At 64.6% G+C, this 22,136-nt stretch carries 12 protein-coding genes; 8 read left to right on the top strand and 4 right to left on the bottom strand.

The annotated features are described in order from the left end of the window. The first annotated feature begins 7 nt into the window (after positions 1 to 7). From N551_RS0133075 to treY, 6 genes are read left to right on the top strand one after another with little or no spacing between them, the layout of a single operon-like run. Positions 8 to 1,954: a maltotransferase domain-containing protein gene (locus N551_RS0133075; RefSeq protein ID WP_027570561.1), complete on the top strand. Its 1,947-nt coding sequence runs from the start codon at positions 8 to 10 to the stop codon at positions 1,952 to 1,954. Positions 1,955 to 1,965: 11 nt separating this feature from the next. Further along, a complete protein-coding gene (gene treS, locus N551_RS0133070) occupies positions 1,966 to 5,259 on the top strand; it encodes a maltose alpha-D-glucosyltransferase (protein ID WP_027570560.1) in 3,294 nt (1,097 codons plus the stop codon). Further along, a complete protein-coding gene (glgB, locus tag N551_RS0133065) occupies positions 5,252 to 7,390 on the top strand; it encodes a 1,4-alpha-glucan branching protein GlgB (RefSeq protein ID WP_027570559.1) in 2,139 nt (712 codons plus the stop codon). The genes treS and glgB overlap by 8 nt, the downstream gene beginning before the upstream one ends. Positions 7,391 to 7,392: 2 nt before the next feature. Continuing rightward, on the top strand, positions 7,393 to 9,471 hold the full coding sequence (gene glgX, locus N551_RS0133060; protein WP_027570558.1) for a glycogen debranching protein GlgX: 2,079 nt from the start codon (positions 7,393 to 7,395) through the stop codon (positions 9,469 to 9,471). Then, on the top strand, positions 9,468 to 11,219 hold the full coding sequence (treZ, locus tag N551_RS0133055; RefSeq protein WP_027570557.1) for a malto-oligosyltrehalose trehalohydrolase: 1,752 nt from the start codon (positions 9,468 to 9,470) through the stop codon (positions 11,217 to 11,219). The genes glgX and treZ overlap by 4 nt, the downstream gene beginning before the upstream one ends. 1 nt (position 11,220) lies before the next feature. Next, positions 11,221 to 14,007 (top strand): malto-oligosyltrehalose synthase, encoded by a 2,787-nt coding sequence (gene treY, locus N551_RS0133050; RefSeq protein WP_027570556.1) that lies wholly within the window; start codon positions 11,221 to 11,223, stop codon positions 14,005 to 14,007. Between the two features lie 3 nt (positions 14,008 to 14,010). On the opposite strand, the gene N551_RS0133045 is transcribed toward treY, so the two are convergent. After that, complete coding sequence (locus N551_RS0133045; protein ID WP_027570555.1) at positions 14,011 to 14,328, bottom strand: polyhydroxyalkanoic acid system family protein; 318 nt, start codon at positions 14,326 to 14,328, stop codon at positions 14,011 to 14,013. Between the two features lie 184 nt (positions 14,329 to 14,512). Between N551_RS0133045 and N551_RS37600 the strand changes: the two genes are divergently transcribed. Then, on the top strand, positions 14,513 to 14,677 hold the full coding sequence (locus N551_RS37600; RefSeq protein ID WP_007595743.1) for a DUF3309 family protein: 165 nt from the start codon (positions 14,513 to 14,515) through the stop codon (positions 14,675 to 14,677). Between the two features lie 126 nt (positions 14,678 to 14,803). On the opposite strand, the gene ligD is transcribed toward N551_RS37600, so the two are convergent. Further along, positions 14,804 to 17,494, bottom strand: coding sequence for a DNA ligase D (gene ligD, locus N551_RS0133035; protein ID WP_027570554.1), 2,691 nt, complete (start codon positions 17,492 to 17,494; stop codon positions 14,804 to 14,806). A 118-nt stretch (positions 17,495 to 17,612) separates the two neighbouring features. On the opposite strand from ligD, the gene N551_RS0133030 reads away from it, so the two are divergent. Continuing rightward, positions 17,613 to 18,497 (top strand): Ku protein, encoded by an 885-nt coding sequence (locus N551_RS0133030; RefSeq protein WP_027570553.1) that lies wholly within the window; start codon positions 17,613 to 17,615, stop codon positions 18,495 to 18,497. A 218-nt stretch (positions 18,498 to 18,715) separates the two neighbouring features. Here the strand turns inward: N551_RS0133030 and N551_RS0133025 are convergent, their stop codons facing one another. Both N551_RS0133025 and N551_RS0133020 read right to left on the bottom strand, forming a co-directional pair. Then, complete coding sequence (locus tag N551_RS0133025) at positions 18,716 to 19,405, bottom strand: response regulator (protein ID WP_027570552.1); 690 nt, start codon at positions 19,403 to 19,405, stop codon at positions 18,716 to 18,718. Further along, positions 19,402 to 22,125, bottom strand: a complete 2,724-nt coding sequence (locus N551_RS0133020) for a sensor histidine kinase KdpD (RefSeq protein ID WP_027570551.1) — start codon at positions 22,123 to 22,125, stop codon at positions 19,402 to 19,404. Before N551_RS0133020 ends, N551_RS0133025 begins: the two co-directional genes overlap by 4 nt. Positions 22,126 to 22,136: the final 11 nt, after the last annotated feature.

Here is a 22,136-nt window from a genome sequence, read left to right as displayed (position 1 = left end):
CATCACCGTGAACAAGACAATTCAAACTGTCGAGAGTGCCGCAGCCGGCAGCACTTTCCTCATCGAAGACGTCTATCCCCTGATCGACGGCGGGCGCTTCGCCGTGAAGCGGATCGCGCGCGAACCGGTCGAGGTCTGGGCCGACATCTACCGCGACGGCGACGCCGTGATCGGCGCAGCGCTGATCTGGCGACAAGAGCAGGACCGCGAATGGCAGAGCGAGCCGATGATCCCTCACGGCAATGACCGCTGGTCCGGCGCGTTCACACCCGTCGAGCCCGGCAAATATGTCTATGCGATCGAGGCATGGACCGACGAGTTCGCCACCTGGTCGCACGCGATCACGCGCAAGCAGCGCTCCGGTGCCGACGTCACCCTCGATGCGATCGAGGGCGCCGGCCTTCTGACCAAGGCGCATGGCGCGCAGCAGGACGCCGCCGCCGTCATCGTCAGGCAATGCGAGGACTATCTTCAGACCGGCGACGTTGCCCCGCTGCTGGCAACCGAACTCGGCGCAGCCATGGCCGAGAGCCAGTCGCGGCCTGATCTGACGCGCTCGGCGCTATTCCCGCTGTTCGTCGACCGCGACAAGGCACGCTTCGGCGCCTGGTATCAGATGATGCCGCGCAGCCAGAGCGTGGTGCCAGGACAGCATGGCACGCTCCGCGACTGCATCGCGCGCGTGCCCGACATCGCCGCGATGGGCTTTGACGTGCTCTACTTCACGCCGATTCATCCCATTGGCCGTACCCGGCGCAAGGGCCGCAACAACACGCCGGTGGCGGGCGACGGCGATCCCGGCTCGCCTTATGCGATCGGCGCCATCGAGGGCGGGCACGATGCGCTGCACCCCGAACTCGGCACGATCGAGGATTTTCGCGCGCTGGTCGCGACCTGCCTGGAATACGGCCTCGAGCTCGCGCTCGACTTCGCCGTGCAATGCTCGCCGGACCACCCGTGGCTGACGCAACATCCGGAATGGTTCAAATGGCGCCCGGACCGCTCGGTGCGGACGGCTGAGGGCCCCTATTCCGACATCGTCATCCCCGATTTCACGTCCGTCGACCGGGCTGGACTGTGGAACGCATTTCGCGACGCCATGCTTTTCTGGATCGACCACGGCGTCACCATCTTCGCCATCGACAATCACGACACCGCGCCGCTCGCCTTCTGGGAATGGCTCATCCGTGACATCCGCCGCCGGCATCCCGAGGTAATCCTGTTCTCCAAGACGTATGCCCGCCCGAAGCTGATGAAGGGCCTCGCCAAGCTCGGCTTTGCACAATCCTTCAGCTATTTCCCCTGGCGAACGGCGAAGTGGGAGCTGGAGCAATATCTCGGCGAGCTGACGCGCTATCCCGAACGTGACTTCTATCGGCCCAACCTGTTCGTGAACACGCCCGATCTTTTGCCCTATCATCTCCAGGGCGGGGAGACATGGGCGTTCAGATCGCGCGTCGCGCTCGCCGCGACGTTGTCCGGCAATTACGGCGTCTACAGCGGGTTCGAGTTGCTGGAGCACGACGCGATCCCCGGCCGCGAGGAGTATCTCGACTCCGAGAAATACCAGATCAAGCAGCGCGACTGGGACAAGCCCGGCAACATCAAGGCCTATATCACGGAGCTCAATCGCATCCGCAACGAGAATGCTGCGCTTCAGCAGGCGGCGAACCTGCGCTTCCTCGGCATCGAAGACGACGAGACGATCGCCTTCGTCAAGGAAGCGACCGACCCGGCCAACATCGTCGTGGCCGTGGTTGCGCTCTCGCGCCACGTACGCGAATTCTGGTTGCCGCTCGGCGACATCACGGTTGACGCCGGCGGGCAGCGACACCACGTGTCGGCACTCGAAAACCTCCTCACCGGCGAACAGGCCCGCATCGAATGGGGCGGGATCAGGTTGCGTATCGATCCCGACCGCGATCCGGCGCTGCTGTTCCGCTGCCTGGCGTAAGGGCGCACGCCATGAACGTATTGTCTTCCGTCGACACCAAGAAAGCCGAGGCTGCCGAGATCGTGGATGAACTCTGGTACAAGGACGCCATCATCTATCAGCTTCACGTCAAGGCGTTTGCTGACAGCAATCATGACGGCATCGGCGATTTCGCAGGGCTGACCGAGAAGCTGCCTTATCTCCAGGAGCTCGGCGTCACCGCGCTGTGGCTGCTGCCGTTCTATCCTTCGCCCGGCCGTGACGACGGCTACGACATCGCCGACTACGGCGCGGTCAATCCCGATTTCGGGACGATGAAGGATTTCAAGCGCTTCATCCAGGAAGCGCAGAAACGCGGGCTGCGCGTCATCACCGAGCTCGTCGTCAACCACACCTCGGACCAGCACAATTGGTTCAAGCGCGCGCGCCGCAGCCCTCCGGGCTCGAGCGCCCGCAACTGGTATGTCTGGAGCGACACCGACCAGAAATACCAGGGCACCCGCATCATCTTCACCGACACCGAGAAGTCGAACTGGACCTGGGATCACGAGGCCGGCGCGTTCTACTGGCACCGCTTCTTCTCGCACCAGCCAGATCTCAATTTCGACAATCCGCGCGTCGTCAGCGCCCTGATCCAGGTGATGAAGCGCTGGCTGGACGCCGGCGTCGACGGCTTCCGTCTGGACGCCATTCCCTATCTCTGCGAGCGCGAAGGTACCTCGAACGAGAACCTCCCCGAGACGCATGCCATCATCAAGCGGCTGCGCCACGAGCTGGATTCCTACTCCAAGGGCAAGCTGCTGCTGGCCGAAGCCAATCAATGGCCGGAGGACGTGCAGGAATATTTCGGCCGGGGCGACGAGTGCCACATGGCCTACCACTTCCCGCTGATGCCGCGCATCTACATGGCGATCGCGCAGGAGGATCGCTTCCCGATCACCGACATCCTGCGCCAGACCCCGGACATTCCGGCGAGCTGCCAATGGGCGCTGTTCCTGCGCAACCATGACGAGCTGACGCTGGAGATGGTGACCGACGTCGAGCGCGACTATCTATGGACCACCTACGCCAACGATCCGCGCGCCCGCATCAATGTCGGCATCCGCCGCCGCCTCGCGCCGCTGATGGACAATGACCGGCGCAAGATCGAGCTGATGAACTCGCTGCTGCTGTCCTTCCCCGGCACGCCGATCATCTATTACGGCGACGAGATCGGGATGGGCGACAACATCTATCTCGGCGACCGCAACGGCGTGCGCACGCCGATGCAGTGGAGCCCGGACCGCAATGGCGGCTTCTCGCGCTGTGACCCAGCCCGCCTCTACGCGCCGCTGATCATGGATCCGGTCTACGGCTACGAATCGGTGAACGTGGAGGCACAGTCGCGCAGCCTATCCTCGCTGCTCAGCGCGACCAAGCGCCTGATCTCGGTGCGTAAATCGACGCTCGCCTTCGGCCGCGGCACCATGACCTTCATCCGCCCGGCCAACCGGGCCGTGCTGGCCTATGTCCGGCAGTACCGCGACGAGGTGATCCTCTGCGTCGCCAATCTGTCGCGCGCGGCCCAGGCGACCGAGCTCGATCTGTCGCCCTGGAAAGACCGCATCCCGCAGGAGATGCTCGGCCGCACGCGCTTTCCGGCGATCGGCGAACTGCCCTACATGGTCACGCTGGGGCCCTATGGCTTCTACTGGTTCCAGCTCACCGAGCGCGACAAGTCCGAGCCGGTGACGCCGCGCGCAGTTCCGGAATTCGAGACGCTGGTGGTGCCGGTGAACTCGACCTGGGTGTCGCTGGCGCGCGAGCGCGGCGTGTTCGAGCACGAGGTGCTGCCGGGATTTCTGTCGCGCACGCGCTGGTATCCAGAGCACAATCCCAAGCAGATCAAGCCGACGCTGACCTCGGCGGTGCCGTTCTGCGACATCGGCGACAACAGGCCCTGGATCGCGTTCTTCGAGGTGGCGCAAGGTGACGTCACCACGCGCTACGTGCTGCCGATGCAGATTGAATGGGTGCGCTTCGACCGCGAACGCTTCAATCCGAGGGCACTCGCCGCCGTCCGTCAGGGCGCCCGCGAAGGGACGCTGCTGGATGTGGCAACGGAGCAGATCTTCATCGGGCTGTTCCTGCGCAACCTGTCGCAGAACCTGGTGGTGGAAGAAAACAATCTGCGGCTGGAGTTCAAGGCGACCAGCCGGTTTGCCGAGTACACCATCAAGGAGCCCGAACGCATCCGCGCGATCGAGCAGTCGAACAGCACCGCGCTGGTCGACAACCAGTATGTCGCCAAGATCTATCGCCAGCTCGAAGCCGGCATCAATCCCGAGATCGAGATCGGCTCCTACCTCACCGAAATCGCCCGCTTTGCCAACACGCCGGCACTGCTCGGCAGCGTCGAGCTGGTCGAAGACGACCGTCGCAGCGCAGTCGGCGTGCTGCACGCCTATGTCGAGAACCAGGGCGACGGCTGGGGCGTCACCGCGGGCTATCTCGACCGCTATATCGACGAGCAGCGGGTGCTGCCACCGGGCGAGATGCCCCGCGAGACCCAGGAGCAGGCGCCCTATCTGCACTTCATTACGCAGATCGGCCGGCGGCTCGCCGAGTTGCATGTGGCTCTGGCCGCCGCAAAGCCAGGCGATCTCGCGCCGGAGCCGATTGGCTCCGCACAAATCAAGCGCTGGTCATCGGAGCTCAAGGCACGGGCCGAGCGGGTTTTCGAGCGGCTGGCCGCCAGCACCAACGGCCTGCGGGAGGCAGATCGGCCGCTGATCAATCAGCTCGCCGCGGACCGCGCGTCCCTGTCCGGTCGGCTCGACGCGCTTTTACCTTCCGAGATCGGCGGGTTGAACATCCGTCATCATGGCGACTTCCGCCTCGGGCAAACTCTGATCGTGAAGGACGATATCTTCATCATCGACTTCGACGGAGATCCGCGTTTGCCGCTGGCCGACAAGCGGCGCAAGCTGCCTGCGGCGCGCGACGTTGCCGGCCTGATCCGCTCGATTGATCTTTCGGTTAACGCGGCGCTCCACCGCGCGCTCACCGGTGCTTCCGACGAACAGGGCCGGCTTACGGCTGCGCTGGACGAATGGCGCGAGCGCACCACCGCGACGTTCCTCACCGCCTACCGCGAAGCCATGACCGATCGACGGCTCTGGCCGGAAGATCCGCAATCCGCGGCAGGCCTGTTAAGGTTTTTCCTGCTTGATCAAACGTTTGAGGAAGTAGAGTACGAGCTGTCCCACCGGCCTGAGGGGCTCCATGTGCCGCTGTCCGGACTGCTTCGCATTCTGTCCACTATCGAGAGCGAAGCCCATGCCTAAACTCCCTGCCGAGGCCTATGCGATCATCGAGGGTCGCCACTCCGATCCGTTCCACTATCTCGGGCTGCATCCCGAGGGCGACAAGAGCGTGGTGCGCGCGTTTCTTCCTGATGCCTCCAACGTCGAGGCGGTGGGCGAGCACGGCGAGGTGGCGAAGCTAGATCGCGTTCATGATTCCGGCCTGTTCATCGGGGCTCTGCCGAACGGCGCGAAGCACTACCAGCTTCGCGCGAAGTTCGGCGACAACGTTATCGAATTCGAGGACACCTATCGCTTTCCACCGATCCTGACCGATTTCGACCTCTATCTGCTCGGCGAAGGCACCCACCAGCGCCTTTACGACAAGCTCGGCGCGCATCCGATGCGGCTCGAAGGCATCGATGGCATCGGCTTCGTGGTGCTGGCGCCCAACGCCCGGCGCGTCTCCGTGGTCGGCGACTTCAACTTCTGGGACGGGCGGCGCCATCCGATGCGGGTGCGCGGCGCTGGCTATTGGGAATTGTTCATCCCGCACGCCAAGGCCGGCGACCACTACAAGTTCGAAATTATCGGACCGCATGGCCATCTGCTCCCGCTGAAGTCCGATCCGATGGCCTTTGCAAGCGAGGTGCGGCCGAAGACCGCCTCCATCGTGTTCGACGAGGCGCATCTGCCCCGGCCGCGACCGGCGCCCGACGGCATCAACGCATTGTCTGCGCCGATGTCGATCTACGAGGTCCATCTCGGCTCATGGCGGCGCAAGAACGGCGATGAATGGCTGACCTATCGCGAGCTGGCCGAGCAGCTGCCGGCCTACGCCCGCGACATGGGCTTCACCCATCTCGAATTCCTGCCGGTCAGCGAGCATCCTTTCGACGGCTCATGGGGCTATCAGCCGACTGGCCTGTATGCGCCGACCAGCCGCTTCGGCACGCCGGAGGATTTTGCCGCGCTGGTCGATGCCTGCCACCGCGAGGGCGTCGGCGTGCTGCTCGACTGGGTGCCCGGCCACTTCCCGGACGATCCGCACGGGCTCGGCAGCTTTGACGGCACAGCGCTGTACGAGCACGCCAACCCGCTCCAGGGCCGGCATCTCGATTGGGGCACGCTGATCTACAATTACGGCCGCACCGAAGTGACGAACTTCCTGGTGTCGAACGCGCTGTTCTGGCTCGAGCGCTACGCGATCGACGGACTGCGCGTCGATGCGGTCGCGTCCATGCTCTACCTCGACTACAGCCGTCCGCCCGGCGCGTGGATTCCGAACCAGCATGGCGGCCGGGAGAACATCGAGGCGATCGCGTTCCTGCGCCGCTTCAACACCGAACTGTTCGCGCGTTTCCCGCAGGCGACCACGGCCGCCGAGGAGTCCACCGCCTGGCCCCAGGTCTCGCGTCCGGTCGAATTCGGCGGGCTCGGCTTCGGCTATAAGTGGAACATGGGCTGGATGCACGACACGCTGAACTACATCAGCAAGGACCCGATCCACCGCAAGCATCATCACGGCGACATCCTGTTCGGCCTGCACTACGCCTTCTCGGAGAACTTCGTGCTGCCGCTGTCGCATGACGAGGTCGTGCACGGCAAGCGCTCGATCCTGGGGCGCATGCCCGGCGACGAATGGCAGCGCTTCGCGAATTTGCGTGCCTATTACAGCTTCATGTTCGGCCATCCCGGCAAGAAGCTGCTGTTCATGGGCGCCGAGATCGCGCAAAGCCGCGAATGGAATCACGACCAGTCGCTCGACTGGCACTTGCTCGAGTACAAGCTCCATTCAGGCATCCAGGCGCTGATCCGCGATCTCAACCGGCTCTATCGCGCGGTGCCCGCGCTGCACCAGATGGACTGCGAGCAGGCCGGCTTCGAATGGCTGATCACCGACGATGCCAACCGCAACGTGTTTGCATGGCTGCGCAAGGGATTTGACGAGCACGCCCGGTGCATGGTGATCGTCAACTTCTCACCCAACGTCTATCGCAACTACCGGGTTCGTGCGCCGCTCGGCGGCAAGTGGAAGGAAGTGTTCAACTCGGACTCCGCCCATTACGGCGGCAGCAATGTCGGCAACATCGGCGAAGTCCACGCCGTCAATGGTGAGCTCCGCCTCACCATTCCGCCGCTCGCCGCGATCTTCCTCGTTCCGGAAAGCTGACGATGCGCCTGACTGCTGGATCGCCTGCACGCCTCGGCGCAAGCTGGGACGGACGCGGTACCAATTTCGCGCTGTTCTCCGCCAACGCGCAGAAGGTCGAGCTGTGCCTCTTCGACATGCAGGGCCGCCGCGAGCTCGAGCGCGTCGAGCTGCCGGAGCGCACCGAGGATGTCTGGCACGGCTATCTCAATGACGTCTCGCCCGGCCAGCTCTACGGCTACCGCGTGCATGGCCCCTACGAGCCCGAGCACGGCCACCGCTTCAACGCCAACAAGCTGCTGCTCGACCCCTATGCCAAGCGGCTTTCCGGGCGGCTGGTCTGGAGCGACGCGCATTTCGCCTATCGCACCGGAAGCCCGCGCGAGGACCTGTCGTTCGACCGGCGCGACAACGCGCGCGGCATGCCGAAGGCCGTCGTCGTCGACGAGACCTTCAACTGGGGCCGCCGCGAGATCCGGCCCAACATTCCCTGGGAAGACACCATCATCTACGAGGCCCACGTCAAGGGACTGACACAGAAGCGCGACGACGTGCCGCCGAATTTGCGCGGCACCTATGGCGGCCTGTCCTCGCCGGCGATGATCGAGCACCTGAAGAAGCTCGGCGTCACCACCGTGGAGCTTCTGCCGGTGCACAGCTTCGTCGACGACCGCATCCTGGTGGAGAAGAAGCTCGTCAATTACTGGGGCTACAACACCTTGTCCTTCTTTGCGCCCGAGCAGCGCTACGCCCAGGACAACGCCCTCGATTCCTTCCGCACCACCGTCGCGCGCCTGCACGATGCCGGTATCGAGGTGATGCTCGACGTCGTCTACAACCACACCGCCGAGGGCAATCACCTCGGTCCGACGCTGTGCTATCGCGGCATCGACAACGCCTCCTATTACTGGCTGAACCGCGAGAACCCGCGCTACTACGACGACTTCACCGGCTGCGGCTCGTCGGTGAACCTCACCCACCCGCGCGTGCTGCAGATGGTGATGGATTCCCTGCGCTACTGGGTCGAGGTCTGCCACGTCGACGGCTTCCGTTTCGACCTCGCCACCACGCTGGCGCGCGGGCCGAACGGTTATGATCGCGGCAGCTCGTTCCTGACCGCGATCCGCCAGGACCCGGTGCTGGCGAGCGTCAAGCTCGTCGCCGAACCCTGGGACCTCGGCCTCGGCGGCTACCAGGTCGGCGCATTTCCCTCGCAATGGTCGGAGTGGAACGACCGCTACCGCAGCGCCATGCGCCGCTACTGGAGCGGCGAAGGCAGCCTGATCGGCGACATCTCCAGCCGCATGACGGCGTCCTCCGACCTGTTCAACCACGACGGACGGCGGCCGCGCGCCAGCGTCAACCACATCACCGTGCATGACGGTTTCACCCTCGCCGATCTCTTCAGCTACAACGAGAAGCACAACGAGGCCAATGGCGAGGACAATCGCGACGGCTCCAACGACAACCACAGCAACAATTGCGGTGTCGAGGGCCCGACCGACGATCCCCAAATCGTCAGCTTGCGCCGGCAGCTTCGCAAGAACGTGCTGGCCTGCCTCATGCTGGCGCAGGGCATTCCGCTGATCCTCGCCGGCGACGAGGTCGGGAATTCGCAATCAGGCAACAACAACGCCTATTGCCAGGACAACGAGGTTGGCTGGGTCGGCTGGGACAATCTCGGCAACGACGGCGACGACATGGTCGATTTCGTCGCCGAGCTCGCCGATATCCGCCGTCGGTTCTCGCAGCTTCGCAGCCATCGCTGGCTCGACGGCCGCCCCAAGGACGGCATCTCCTACGGCGCGCTGTGGCTGACGCCGGCCGGCGACGAAATGACGGAAAGCGACTGGAAATTCCCGGAAGGGCGGTTCCTCTCCTATGTGATGGGGCCTATGGAACCCGGCAGCGCCGCGATCTTTATCGTACTCAACGCAGCCCCCGAAGAGATCGCATTCAAATTGCCAAAAATGACCGAATACAAGAGTTGGCAGCAAATCCTGAACACGACCGACGCCAAGCTGAACACGGTCGACTTCCAGCCCGGAAGCGACAGCAAGGCGCCGCCGCGCTCCGTGCTCGCTTTCGCGGGGGCGCTATGAGGCCATCCTTCGGGGCGAGGCCGACGAAGGACGGCGTGTCGTTCCGGCTGTGGGCGCCTGCGGCGCGCCGTGTCGATCTGCTGCTCGACAGACGACACGCGATGCAGCGCCGGCAGGATGGCTGGTATGTCGCCGAGATTGCCAATCTGCCCGTCGGCAGCACCTACAAATTCAGGATCGACGACGAGATCGACGTGCCCGATCCGGCGTCTGCATTCCAGCCCGACGACGTGTTCGGCCCGAGCGAGGTGATCGATCACGACGCCTTTGCCTGGCGCGCATCCGATTGGCGCGGCCGTCCCTGGGAGGAGACGGTGCTGATCGAGACGCATGTCGGCACCTTCACTGCGGAAGGCACCTATCGCGCCATGATCGACAAGCTCGATCATCTCGTCGCGACCGGCATCACCGTGGTCGAGCTGATGCCGCTGGCCGACTTCGCGGGTCGCCGCGGCTGGGGTTATGATGGCGTGCTGTGGTACGCGCCCGACAGCGCCTATGGTCCTCCCGATGATTTGAAGAGGCTGATCGACGAAGCCCATCTGCGCGGGCTGATGATGTTCCTCGACGTCGTCTATAATCATTTCGGGCCCGAGGGAAATTACCTCGGCCGCTACGCGCCGACCTTCTTCACCGACGCGCATACGCCGTGGGGCAGTGCGATCGATTATCGCGTGCCGCAGGTTCGCGCTTTTGCCGTCGAGAACGCGCTGTCGTGGCTCAGCGACTATCGCTTCGACGGCCTGAGGCTGGATGCCGCCAACCACATCATGGCGATCCCCGGCGAGCAATCGATGCTGCAGGACCTCAGCGTCGCCGCGGGCGAGCTTGCCAAGGCGACGGGGCGGCACATCCATCTTGTGCTGGAGAACGGCGACAACCGCGCGAGCCTGCTAGACGCGGCGCAGGAGCCACCGAACGGCAAATATCGCGCCCAGTGGAACGACGACTACCACCACGTCTGGCACGTGATGCTGACGGGAGAGCTCGCCGGCTATTACGCGGACTATCAAACGCCGCGGCTCGATCTCGCACGCGCGCTCGCCTCCGGCTTCGTCTATCAGGGCGAGATCTCGGAATTCTGGGGCAAGCAGCCGCGCGGCGAGAAAAGCGACGAGCTGCCGCCGGCAACCTTCGTCAACTTCCTGCAAAACCACGACCAGATCGGCAACCGGCCGCTCGGCGACCGGCTCGGAAGCCTGGCATCGCCCAAGCAGATCGAAGCAGCACTCGCGGTGACCCTGCTCGCGCCGATGGTGCCGATGCTGTTTCAGGGCGAGGAGTGGGGCTCCACCGTGCCCTTCCCGTTCTTCTGCGACTTCCAGGGCGGACTGGCTGATGCCGTCCGCAAGGGGCGCAAGCAGGAGTATGCCTGGGCCTATGAGACGTATGGCGACGAGGTGCCCGACCCGCTCGATCCGGCAACGCTGCAATCGGCCGTGCTCGACTGGACCGGCCACACGCCGGAGCAGGATGCACGTCTCGCGCTGGTGCGGGAGCTGCTCGCACTCCGTCACAAAGAGATCGCGCCACGACTGAAAGGTGCGCGCTTCGGTGATGCCGCCGTAGCCGATAGCGGCCTGCTCACCGCACATTGGCACATGGGAGGTGGCGCGACGTTGCGCCTCGTCGCCAATCTCGCCGACAAGGACGCCGCATATTCCGGCGGTGTGGGGACCCTGATCTGGGGCGGCGCGACCGGCGACCGGCTTGCGCCCTGGTCGGTGGTCTGGCGCCTCGGAGTTTGACATGCCTTCAGCCGTTCCTCTCGCAACCTACCGGCTTCAGCTCACCGCGGATTTCGACTTCGACAAGGCCGCCGCGGTGGTGCCCTATCTGAAGGCGCTGGGAATCACGCATCTCTACACCTCGCCGGTGATGAAGGCCCGCAAGGGTTCGACGCACGGCTATGACACCGTCGACCACAGCCAGTTCAATCCGGAGCTCGGCGGCGAGGCCGGCTTCGCCCGGCTGAGCGAAGCGCTGACGCGACACGACCTCGGCCTCATCATCGATTTCGTACCGAACCATGTCGGCGTCCACTTTGCCGACAATCCCTGGTGGCTGGACGTGCTGGAATGGGGCCAGGCCTCGCCGCACGCCGTCTCCTTCGATATCGACTGGGATCAACTGGCTTTCCGCGCCCGTGGCGGCGTGCTGCTGCCGATCCTCGGAGCGTCCTATGGCGAAGCGCTCGAGAGTGGCGATATCGAGCTGCGCTACGATGCCAATGAAGGTAGTTTCTCCGCTTGGTATTTCGAGCATCGATTGCCGATCGCGCCGGAGCGTTATGGCGAGATGCTGCGGATGATCGTGAAGGAAGCCGACGCCGCCGAGACCGAGGCCGGCAAGCGCATGCTGTCGCTCGCGGCGCGCTACACGGGACTGCGCCGTCCCAACCGCAAGGAAGCGCCCGGCTTCAAGGCGGAGCTCAGGGAGATCGCAGGCAGCGCCGACATCATCGCGCGCGGCCTCGGCGCGTATCGCGCCGCCAAGGACCGCCCCGCGCAGACGCTGGCGCTGCATCATTTGCTGGAGCGCCAGCACTACAAGCTCGGGCACTGGCGGCTTGCCTCCAGCGACATCAACTATCGCCGCTTCTTCGACGTCAACGGGCTCGCCGGCATGCGCGTCGAGGATCCCGGCACGTTCGCCGCCACGCACCGGCTGGTGAAGCAACTCATTGCCGAAGGCAAACTGCAAGGCATCCGGCTTGATCATATCGACGGGCTGCGCGATCCCGCGCAATATTGCCAGCGGCTGCGCCGGCTGGTGCGCGACGCGCAGGGCACCACAAGGCCGTTCTATACGGTGATCGAGAAGATCCTGTGCGAGCACGAGCGCCTGCCGCATTTCGCCGGCGTCCAGGGCACCACCGGCTATGAGTGGATGAATGCCATCACTCACGTTCTGGTCGACGCCAAGGGGCTGGAGGCCCTCGACGAGATCTGGCGGCAGATCAGCAACCGGCCGCCACGGCTGGCGCCTTACGTCAAGGACGCCAAAAGGCGCGTGCTGGAGACGCTGCTGACCAGCGAATTCACCGTTCTGACGCGCCTGCTTGCGCGCATCGCCAACGGGCACTATTCGACCCGCGACTTTTCCGCCGACAGCCTGCGGCAGGCGCTCGAGCTCTATGTGCTGCATTTCCCGGTGTACCGCACCTACCTGACGACAGGCGCGCCGACGGCGAACGATCGCAAGCTGATCGACGACACCATCGAGCAAGCGCGCCGGGAATGGTTCGCCGCAGACGAAGGCATTTTCGACTTCCTGCGCGATGCTCTCACTATGGATCTGCTCAAGCCCGGCCGTCCTCCGCACAGTGCCCCGAGGGTGCGCCGCTTTGCGCTGAAGGTGCAGCAATTCACCGGCCCGATGATGGCGAAGTCGCTGGAGGACACTGCCTTCTATCAATTCCACCGGCTGCTCGCCCTCAACGAAGTCGGCGGCGATCCCGCGAGCAAGGGCCTCACCATTCCCGCTTTCCACGACACCATGCAGGCCCGCGCCAGGGAATGGCCGCAAGGGATGACGGCGACCGCCACGCACGACACCAAACGTGGCGAGGACGCCCGGGCGCGGATCGCTGCCTTAAGTGAAATTCCCGGCGAATGGACCAGCGCGGTCGCGCGCTGGAAAGTCCTGAACGCACCGCACCTCGCGCTCGACGGCAATCTGCGCGCTCCGTCGGCCACGTTCGAATACATGCTCTACCAGACCCTGCTCGGCGCCTGGCCGCTTGTGGAGACGGCAGATGCCGATTTCGTCGCGCGTATCCAGGCCTATGCGCTCAAGGCCGCGCGCGAGGGCAAGGAGGAGACGAGTTGGCTCAACCCGCACGAGGCCTATGAGAACGGCGTCAAGAGCTTCATCGCGAAGATCCTCGATCCCGCGCTGTCAGGCGAATTCCTCGAGGCGCTGCAAACCTTGGCTCGCCGCGTCGCGCTGCTCGGCGCGCTGAATGCGCTGAGCCAGCTCACGCTCAAGGCGACTCTGCCGGGCGTGCCCGACTTCTACCAAGGCACCGAATTCTGGGACCTCTCGCTGGTCGATCCCGATAACCGCCGCCCGGTGGATTTTTCCGCGCGACACGCGGCGCTGGGCACGCTGGACAATCCGGACTGGAATCACCTGATCAAGAGCTGGCCGGACGGCCAGCTCAAGCTGGCCTGGACGCGGCACCTGCTCAAGCTGCGCAGCGAGCTGCCCGACGTCTTCGCGCGAGGTGACTACCAGCCGCTTCAGGTGCGGGGCGCACATGCCGACCATGTCGTGGCCTTTGCCCGCCGCCACGGCCGCGCCGCGGCAATCGTCGCGGTCGGGCGCCACTTCGCACCTTTCACGCAAGCCGGACGCGAATGGCCGGCGCTCGATGGGGCCGACGCCACCATCGACGTCACGGGCTACAACGTGCCGGGTTTAGCCGGCAACGATCTGCCGCTCGCGCAGGCGCTTCGCGGTTTTCCCGCTTCTGTGATCCCGGCGCGCCCCGCGGGTGCGGCGAAGCCGGTGCGGCAGCGCGCCCGCGCTTGAACGCTAACTTTTCGCGTCTTTGCCCAACAGCAGCTGGCCACGCTTGCGGATCGTGGCCTGCGCCATCTCAGCAAAGCGCTGCAATAGCCAGGGCAGCACGACCTGCACCTTGACATGATCGTCGGCGACGTCGACCTGCCCCGTTGCGATCTGCCCGAGCGCGCGGATGCGAAAATTCATGCTGTCGCCGTTCCAGCGCTCCTCCTCGACCTGCATCACGGGAATGCTCGCCGCAGCACGGCCGAGCCCAGTCTTGAGCCGGCGCACCGCCTCCTCGCGGCCGAGGCGGTGGGGAATGGAGACGACAAGCGGTGCTGACATGGCTCTGCCCGATTAGTGATTGAACTCACATAGTCATGCCCGCCGGTACCACAAAGGTTCCATGCAAGTTGCGCGTGCACCCGGTGTTTCACTGGCGGAACTTTAGAACCTGCGGCAAGTTGCCCTCGCACCACGGGACAGGTTGCAAACGACCCTTCAACGAAGGGCTGGAGGAGATTTCCGCATGTCTATCGGTACGATCATTCTGATCATTTTGGTCATCGCGCTGCTCGGCGGCTTCAGCGGCATCGGCGGCGGCCCGTTCTACGGCACCGGCTATTACGGCGGCGGCGGCCTCGGGCTCGTCATCGTGATCTTGCTGATCCTGTTGCTGCTGGGACGGATCTAGCGACTGAGCGAATATCTAGTAGGGTGGGCAAAGGCGCAACGCGCCGTGCCCACCTTTTTGCTCGGCCGAGAGAGGATGGTGGGCACGCTTCGCTTTGCCCACCCTACTTCTTCGCTAACCCACCCTTTAGGTCTTTTTCGCCGCGAGCTTCTTGATCGCGGCCTTGATCGACGCGGCGGCATCGTCATAACCATCCCACGCCTTCGACCGCGGCAGCAGCCCCGGCACGCTGCGCAGCGTGTAGCGCTTCGGATCGAGATCGGTCTTCACCTGCGCCCAGGTGAGCGGCATCGACACGGTGGCGCCGGCGCGCGCACGCGGCGACAGAGGGGCCACCGCCGTCGACATGCGGTCGTTGCGCAAATAGTCCAGGAAGATCTTTCCCTCTCGCAACTTCTTCGACATGTTGAGCAGGTAGCGCTCGGGAGCGTCGTCCGCCATCCACTGGCAGACGCCTTGTGCGAAGGCCTTGGCCTCCTTCCAGCTCACCTGGTCGCGCGCGCCATGACGCAAGGGCACCACGACGTGCAGGCCCTTGCCGCCGGTGGTCTTGCAGAAGCTTTCCATGCCGATGTCGGTCAGCCGCTGCCGCATCTCCTTGGCGGCCTCAACGACCTCGGCGAAGACGACGTCGGGTGCCGGGTCGAGATCGAACACCAGCCGGCCCGGGATATCGTAGGCGTAGGGCGCGCAATTCCAGGGATGCAACTCGACCCCACCAATCTGCGCTACGGCCGCGAGTCCCTCGACCCGATCGATCTGCAGGTAAGGCTTGCGGTCGCCGGAGACCCGCGCGAGCTCCAGAAGGTTTGACGTGCCCTGCATGGCGTGGCGCTGGAAGAAGCATTCGCCCTTAATGCCGTCAGGGGCGCGGATCAGCGAGCACGGCCGGCCCTTGAGGTGCACGATCATCCATTCGCCGACGGCTTCGAGATAGCGCGCGAGATCCAGCTTGGTGACGGGATCGCCATTGCCGTCGTCCGGCCAGAGCTCCTTGTCCGGCTTGGAAATGACGACTCCCATCACTTCGGCACTGCCGCCGGCCTGGGCCGTTCGTGCGCCAGTCTTCGCTTGCGCGCGCGGCTTGGCGCGCCGCTTCGTCGAGGGCTCGGCAAGCTCGGTATCCACCGGTGTCTCGGCCTCGACCTCCACCGCCGGCTTGTCCTGCCGCAGACCCTTGAAGGCGGCTTGGCGGATATTGCCGTCGGCGGTGAAGCCGGCGAACTCGATCTCCGCCACGAGCTCCGGCTTCAGCCAGTGCACCTCGCGCGCTTTCTTCGGTGCATTCTTGCCGCCGAACGGGCTTTGCTTCGCCTCCATGGCCTTCAGGGACGGCATGATGCGCTTGACCTTGTCGGCGCCGAAGCCGGTGCCGACCATGCCGACGAAGGCGAGATGATCGCCACGGTGCACGCCCGCCATCAGCGAGCGGAATTTGCCGTTGGTGGTCTTGTAACCGCCGATCACGACCTCATGGCCGGCGCGGCATTTGGCCTTGGTCCAGCTTTCCGTCCGCCCCGAACGATAAGGCGCGTCGAGCTTCTTCGACACCACGCCCTCAAGCTCGAGCTTGCAGGCCGATTGCAGCACGGCGTCGCCGCCGCTTTCGAAATGCTCGACATAGCGAATCTGGCTCGATTTCTTCTTACGTGCCTCCAGCAGCTCCTTCAGGCGGTCCTTGCGCTCCCCGAGCGGTAGCCGCCGCAAATCGAGGCCTTCGACGAACAGGAGGTCGAAGGCGAAGAAGATGAGCTCGTCGGTCTTGCCGTCCGACAGCGCGGCCTGGAGCGACGAAAAATTGGGTGCGCCGTTGTGATCGAGCGCGACGATCTCGCCGTCGACCATCATATCCGGCAACGCGCCCGCTTCCCTCGCGATGCTTGCGAATTTTTCGGTCCAGTCGAGGCCTTTGCGCGTCTTCAACGTCGCCTTGCCGCCCTCGACCCGCAGCTGCACGCGGTAGCCGTCGAACTTGATCTCGTGGCACCAGCCGTCGCCACCCGGCGGGCGCTCGACCGAGGTGCAGAGCTGCGGCGCGACGAAGTCCGGCATCTCCGCCGCCTTCTTCGCGGTCGTGGCGGTCGTGGCTTTCTTCTTTGCCGTTTTGCCGGTTTTCAACGCCGCGCGGGGCGCCGGCTTGACCGTGCGCTCTTTCGCCTCGTCCGCCCGGTTGGACTGCCAGACCGCGTCGGCCTTGGCCTTGGTGCCCTTCGCCAGCATGAACGGTTTTGGCGCGCGCCCCTTGCCTCCGGCGATCTGCTCCATCGCACGGCCGGAGGCGACCGATTTGTCCTCCTCGAGAATGTCGTTGTCTGCGCCCTCGCGAACATGTTCGTCGCGATGCTTGATCAAGAGCCAATTGGTCCGTTTGCCGCCGGTGCGGTCGTTGCGCATGCGCACCAGGACCCAGCTGCCGTGCAGCTTCTCGCCATGCAGGGTGAACTTCAGATCGCCCTTCTTGAAACCGCGTTCGGGATCTTCGGATTCCCAAGTGCCGCGGTCCCACAGCATGACCGTGCCGCCGCCGTACTGGCCCTCCGGAATCGTGCCCTCGAAATCACCATAGTCGAGCGGGTGGTCTTCGACCTCGACGGCCAGCCGCTTGTCGTGCGGATCGAGCGAGGGCCCTTTCGTCACCGCCCAGGACTTGAAGACGCCGTCGAACTCAAGCCGCAGATCGTAGTGCAGCCGCGTGGCGTCGTGCTTCTGGATCACGAAGCGCCGCTGCTTCGATGGCGCCACCGCGGTTTTGCCCGACGGCTCCGGCGTCTTCTCGAAATCACGTTTCTGTCGATATTTGGAGAGCTTTTGCAGCACGACTGGTCCCGGATTCTCTTTCGGCGTGGAAGCCTATCACGGCCCGCATCCCACCCGGAACCAAAACCCCGCGGGACGGTTGGGGTTCCAAAATGACTCGCAGACGCTGGAGAACGGAATGGCACCGCGCGCCTATTGGAAGGGAACGTTGAAGCTCTCGCTGGTCAGTTGCCCCGTCGTGCTTTATCCGGCGACCACCGCGGCCGAGAAGACGCGGTTTCACATGATCAACCGCGAGACCGGCAACCGGTTGAAGCAGCAGATGATCGACGCTGAGACCGGCGACGTCGTCGAGAGCGACCAGAAGGGACGCGGCTACGAGCTGCGTAAGGGCAAATATGTCGAGATCGAGCCGGAGGAGCTCGAAGCGGTCCAGATCGAGAGCAACCACACCATCGACATCGAGAGTTTCGTGCCGAGCGACGAGATCGACCAGCGCTATCTCAACCATCCCTACTATATCGCGCCCGACGGCAAGGCCGCGGTCGATGCTTTCGCCGTGATCCGCGACGCCATGAAGGACCAGGATCGCGTCGCGCTCGCCAAGATCGTACTCACCAATCGCGAGCACATCATCGCGATCGAGCCGCTCGGCAAGGGCCTGCTCGGCACCACGCTGCGCTTCCCCTACGAACTGCGCGATGAGGACCAGTTCTTCGACGACATCAAGAGCCCGAAGATCACCAAGGACATGGTTGAGCTCGCCGGCCATATCCTCCAGACCAAGGCCTCCCATTTCGATCCCAGCAAGTTCAAGGACGACTACGAGAACGCGCTGAAGGCGCTGGTGAAGCGCAAGGCCAGCGGCAAAAAGATCGAGTTGCCAGAGCCCCAGGAGCGGCCGAGCAATGTCGTCAGCCTGATGGATGCGCTGAAGCAGAGCTTGAAGGGACGCGGCGGGAAGAAGACGGCGGCGAAGTCTCATGCGCGCCGGGCATCGGGGCGACAGCGGGCCGCGAAGAAGACGCACCGATCGACGGCGCGGCAGAGGAAGGCGGGTTGACTTAATCCGTCATTGCGAGCGCAGCGAAGCAATCCAGTATCTTTCCGCGGGGGCAGTCTGGATTGCTTCGCTGCGCTCGCAATGACGATGCTGATGCAGGCTTGCGCCGACCGTCATGCCCGGGCTTGTCCAGGGCATCCACGTTCTCGGTCCCCTGGGTCAAGACGTGGATGGCCGGGACAAGCCCGGTCATGACGGATCGTTGCACGTGGGCAGCCCTAATCCCCTGCCCTTAACCGGTACCCGATCCCCGTCTCCGTCAGCACATATTGCGGCCGCTCCGGATCGGCTTCGATCTTCTGCCGGAGCTGGCGGACATAGACGCGCAGATATTGGGCATCCGTCAGTTCGTCCCAGAGCTCCCTCAGCAGGAAGCGGTGAGTGAGCACCTTGCCGGCGTGCTGCACCAGCACACGCAGGAGCTCATATTCCTTCGGCGACAGTTTGACATCGCGCTCTCCGACCCTGACGATCCGGCGCACCAGATCGACCGAGAGATCGCCGGCACGAAACACCGGCCGTTCGCCCTGAATCTGAAGCTGGTGCCGCAGCGCGGCGCGCAGGCGCGCCAGCAGCTCGTCCATGCCGAACGGCTTTGTCAGGTAATCGTCGGCCCCGAGATCGAGCGCCTCCACCTTGCCGGCCTCATCGCCACGGCTCGACAACACCACGATCGGCACAGCTTCATTGCGGGCGCGGATGGTACGTAACAGCTCATGGCCCTGGATATCGGGCAGGCCGAGATCGAGGATGATCAGCGCGGGATCCTCGCTGAGCTTCTCCAGCGCGGTCTTGCCGTTCGACGCCTCCAGGATCTCATAGCCTTGCGTCGAGAGCCCCATCCGCAGCAATTTGCGGATCGGCGGCTCGTCGTCGATCACCAGCACTTTGATCGGAGCAGCGCTCATGCGGCGGTATCCAATGCGTGGGTCCGGGCCGGAATGGGCAGACGAATCGTCAGAACCGCCCCGCTCCGGTCGCTGCGATTCGCAGCCGAGATCGTGCCATGCATCGCCTCGACAAAGCCGCGGGAGATGGCGAGCCCGAGCCCGGTACCGGGCCGGACATGGTCACCCTTCTGCGCGCGATAAAACTTGTCGAACACACTCTCGAGCTCCTCGGACGGAATGCCGTCGCCCTCGTCGGCAATCTGGAGCACCACATGATCGCTGTCGCGCCGGCTGCGGATCGAGACCGTGGCGTGGGGCGGCGAATATTTGGCGGCGTTGTCGAGCAGGTTGAACAGCACCTGCTCGAACAGCACCGCATCGAGCTGGAGCATGGGAAGATCTGCGGCCAACTCCAGCTCCACCTTGTGGGCGGTGAGGATCTTGGCTGCACGCCGGAGCGCACTGCCGACGATCTCTCCGAGATCGTGCAACGCAGCGTTGGGCACGATGGCGCCGGATTCGAGCTTGGTCATGTCGAGCAGATTGGCAATGAAGCGGTTGAGCCGTTCGGATTCGTCGATGACCGTCGCCAGTAGGTCGCGCTTCTCGGTGTCGGAGAGCGCGCTGGCGAGATCGCGCATAGTCGAGGCCGCACCCAGAACGGATGCGAGCGGCGTCTTCAGGTCGTGTGAAATCGAGGTCAGCAAAGCGGAACGCAGCCGCTCGGATTCGACGGAGCGCTTGACGCGATCGACGTCCTCGACCAGCAGCACGCGCTCGATCGCCAGCGCGCCCTGATCGACCAGCGCGTCGAGCAGCCGGCGCTGATCCGGTGTCAGCAGCGGGCCGGTGCGATCGTCATCGATGCCGATGACTCCGATCGGCCCGCGCCCGGTGCGCATCGGCAGGAACAGCCGCTTTGCGCCGGGCAGCGTGTCCGAGCCGCGGCCTGCAGGGCGGTCGTTGCTCCAGGCCCAGTTGGCGGCGGCAAGGTCGGCCTGATCGAGATCGTCCTCGGGGGGATAGCCCGACTTCACCGTGAGCAGACCTTCGTCCGGCAATAGCAGCACCACGCGGACTTTCAGCATCAGCGCGATCTGGTAGGCGGTCGCCCACAGCACGTCGTCGAGCGTACCGGTGCCGGCGAGCTTGCGGCTGAAAGCATAGAGCTGCTCCGTGGTCCGGATGCGGCCGATCGCAGCATCAGCCTGGGTGCGGACCCGCCCCGCCACGTTCGACACCACGAACGCTATCAGCATGAAGAAAAAGAACGCCGCGACATTGGTCGGATCGGTGATGGTGAAGGTATAGACCGGCGGCAGAAAGAAGAAATTGTAGGCGAGCGACGCCGCGACGCTCGCAAGCAGCGACGGCCATAATCCGTAGCGCACGGCAACCGTCACCACGGCGGTCAGAAACATCAGGTCGACGTTCTCAATGCCGAAATAAGGCTTGATGGCCACGGCGGCAGCGAGGCCAAGCGCGGTGATCCCGAGTGCCTTCAGATAGGGCCGCGCATCGAACGGGTCCGATCGCGTTGCGGTCAGCACCGCCGTCTTAGGCGCCGGCTCGCTCGTGAGCTCGTCGCCAGGAATGACATGCACGCTGATATTGCCGGCGCGGCGCACCAGATCGTGCACGACGGAGCCGCGCGTCATCTCGAACCAGAGCGAGCGCGTGGACTTTCCTATCACGATCTGGGTGACGTTGTTGCCCTGCGCGAAATTGACCACGTCGTCGGCGAGGCGGCGGCCGACGCCCGGGATCGTCAGCGCCTCGCCGCCGAGCGATTCCGCGAGCCGCAGCGTATCGGCCAGCCGGTCGCGCTCCTCATCGGACATTTGCAGGGACCGCCGCGTCTCGATCGACACCGCGATAAACGGCGCGTGCAGCCGGTCGGCCAGCCGCTTGGTGTAACGCACGAGGCTGGCCGCGCGCGGATCTTCGCTGATGCAGACGAGGATGCGCTCGCCTGCGGCCCAGGGACCGGCGATCGCGTTCGCCTGCATGTGGGTGAGCAGCTGCTCGTCGACCCGTTCGGCCGTGCGCCGCAGCGCGAGTTCGCGCAGCGCAGTCAGGTTACCCGGCGAGAAATAATGCTCCAGCGCCCGCTCGGCCTGCCTGGGGACATAGACCTTGCCTTCCTTCAGGCGCTGGATCAGGTCGTCGGGCGTGAGGTCGATCAGCTCGATGGCGTCCGCGCGATCGAACACCGAATCCGGCACGGTCTCCCGCACCCGCACATGGGTGATCTGCGCGACAACGTCGTTCAGGCTCTCGATGTGCTGGATATTGACGGCGGTGTAGACGTCGATGCCGTGGGACAGCAGCTCCTCGACATCGAGATAGCGTTTCGGATGACGGCAAAGAGGAGCATTGGTGTGGGCGAGCTCGTCGACCAGCGCGATTTTCGGCCGGCGCGCGATCACGGCGTCGAGGTCCATTTCCTCGACAATCTGGCCGCGGTAGTCGAGCTTCTTGCGCGGGATCACTTCCAGCCCGCGCACCAGCGCCTCGGTCTCGGCGCGGCCATGGGTCTCGACGAAGCCGACCACGACGTCGATGCCGGCCTTGCGCTTGGCGTGGGCGCTTTGCAGCATCTCGTAGGTCTTGCCGACGCCGGGAGCGGCGCCGACGAAGATTTTCAGCTTGCCGCTCACGCCCTCCTCCCGGCGCGCGGCCTCCAGCAGCGCCTCGGGCGAAGGACGTTGTTCGGGATCGCGGCGCTCTCGGACCATCAGATCAATAT

The sequence above is a fragment of the Bradyrhizobium sp. URHA0013 genome (genome assembly GCF_000518345.1).
Lineage (GTDB): Bacteria > Pseudomonadota > Alphaproteobacteria > Rhizobiales > Xanthobacteraceae > Bradyrhizobium.
The sequence above is the reverse complement of the archived record's forward strand: the minus strand, read 5'-3'. Positions and strand labels throughout refer to the sequence as shown.

Bases quoted from the DNA above. Each gene is read 5' to 3' on its own strand.
- N551_RS0133045 (WP_027570555.1), bottom strand. From the start codon at position 14,328: ATGTCAGCACCGCTTGTCGTCTCCATTCCCCACCGCCTCGGCCGCGAG.
- N551_RS37600 (WP_007595743.1), top strand. From the start codon at position 14,513: ATGTCTATCGGTACGATCATTCTGATCATTTTGGTCATCGCGCTGCTC.
- N551_RS0133030 (WP_027570553.1), top strand. From the start codon at position 17,613: ATGGCACCGCGCGCCTATTGGAAGGGAACGTTGAAGCTCTCGCTGGTC.
- treZ (WP_027570557.1), top strand. From the start codon at position 9,468: ATGAGGCCATCCTTCGGGGCGAGGCCGACGAAGGACGGCGTGTCGTTC.
- treS (WP_027570560.1), top strand. From the start codon at position 1,966: ATGAACGTATTGTCTTCCGTCGACACCAAGAAAGCCGAGGCTGCCGAG.
- glgB (WP_027570559.1), top strand. From the start codon at position 5,252: ATGCCTAAACTCCCTGCCGAGGCCTATGCGATCATCGAGGGTCGCCAC.
- N551_RS0133020 (WP_027570551.1), bottom strand. From the start codon at position 22,125: ATGGTCCGAGAGCGCCGCGATCCCGAACAACGTCCTTCGCCCGAGGCG.
- N551_RS0133025 (WP_027570552.1), bottom strand. From the start codon at position 19,405: ATGAGCGCTGCTCCGATCAAAGTGCTGGTGATCGACGACGAGCCGCCG.
- glgX (WP_027570558.1), top strand. From the start codon at position 7,393: ATGCGCCTGACTGCTGGATCGCCTGCACGCCTCGGCGCAAGCTGGGAC.
- treY (WP_027570556.1), top strand. From the start codon at position 11,221: ATGCCTTCAGCCGTTCCTCTCGCAACCTACCGGCTTCAGCTCACCGCG.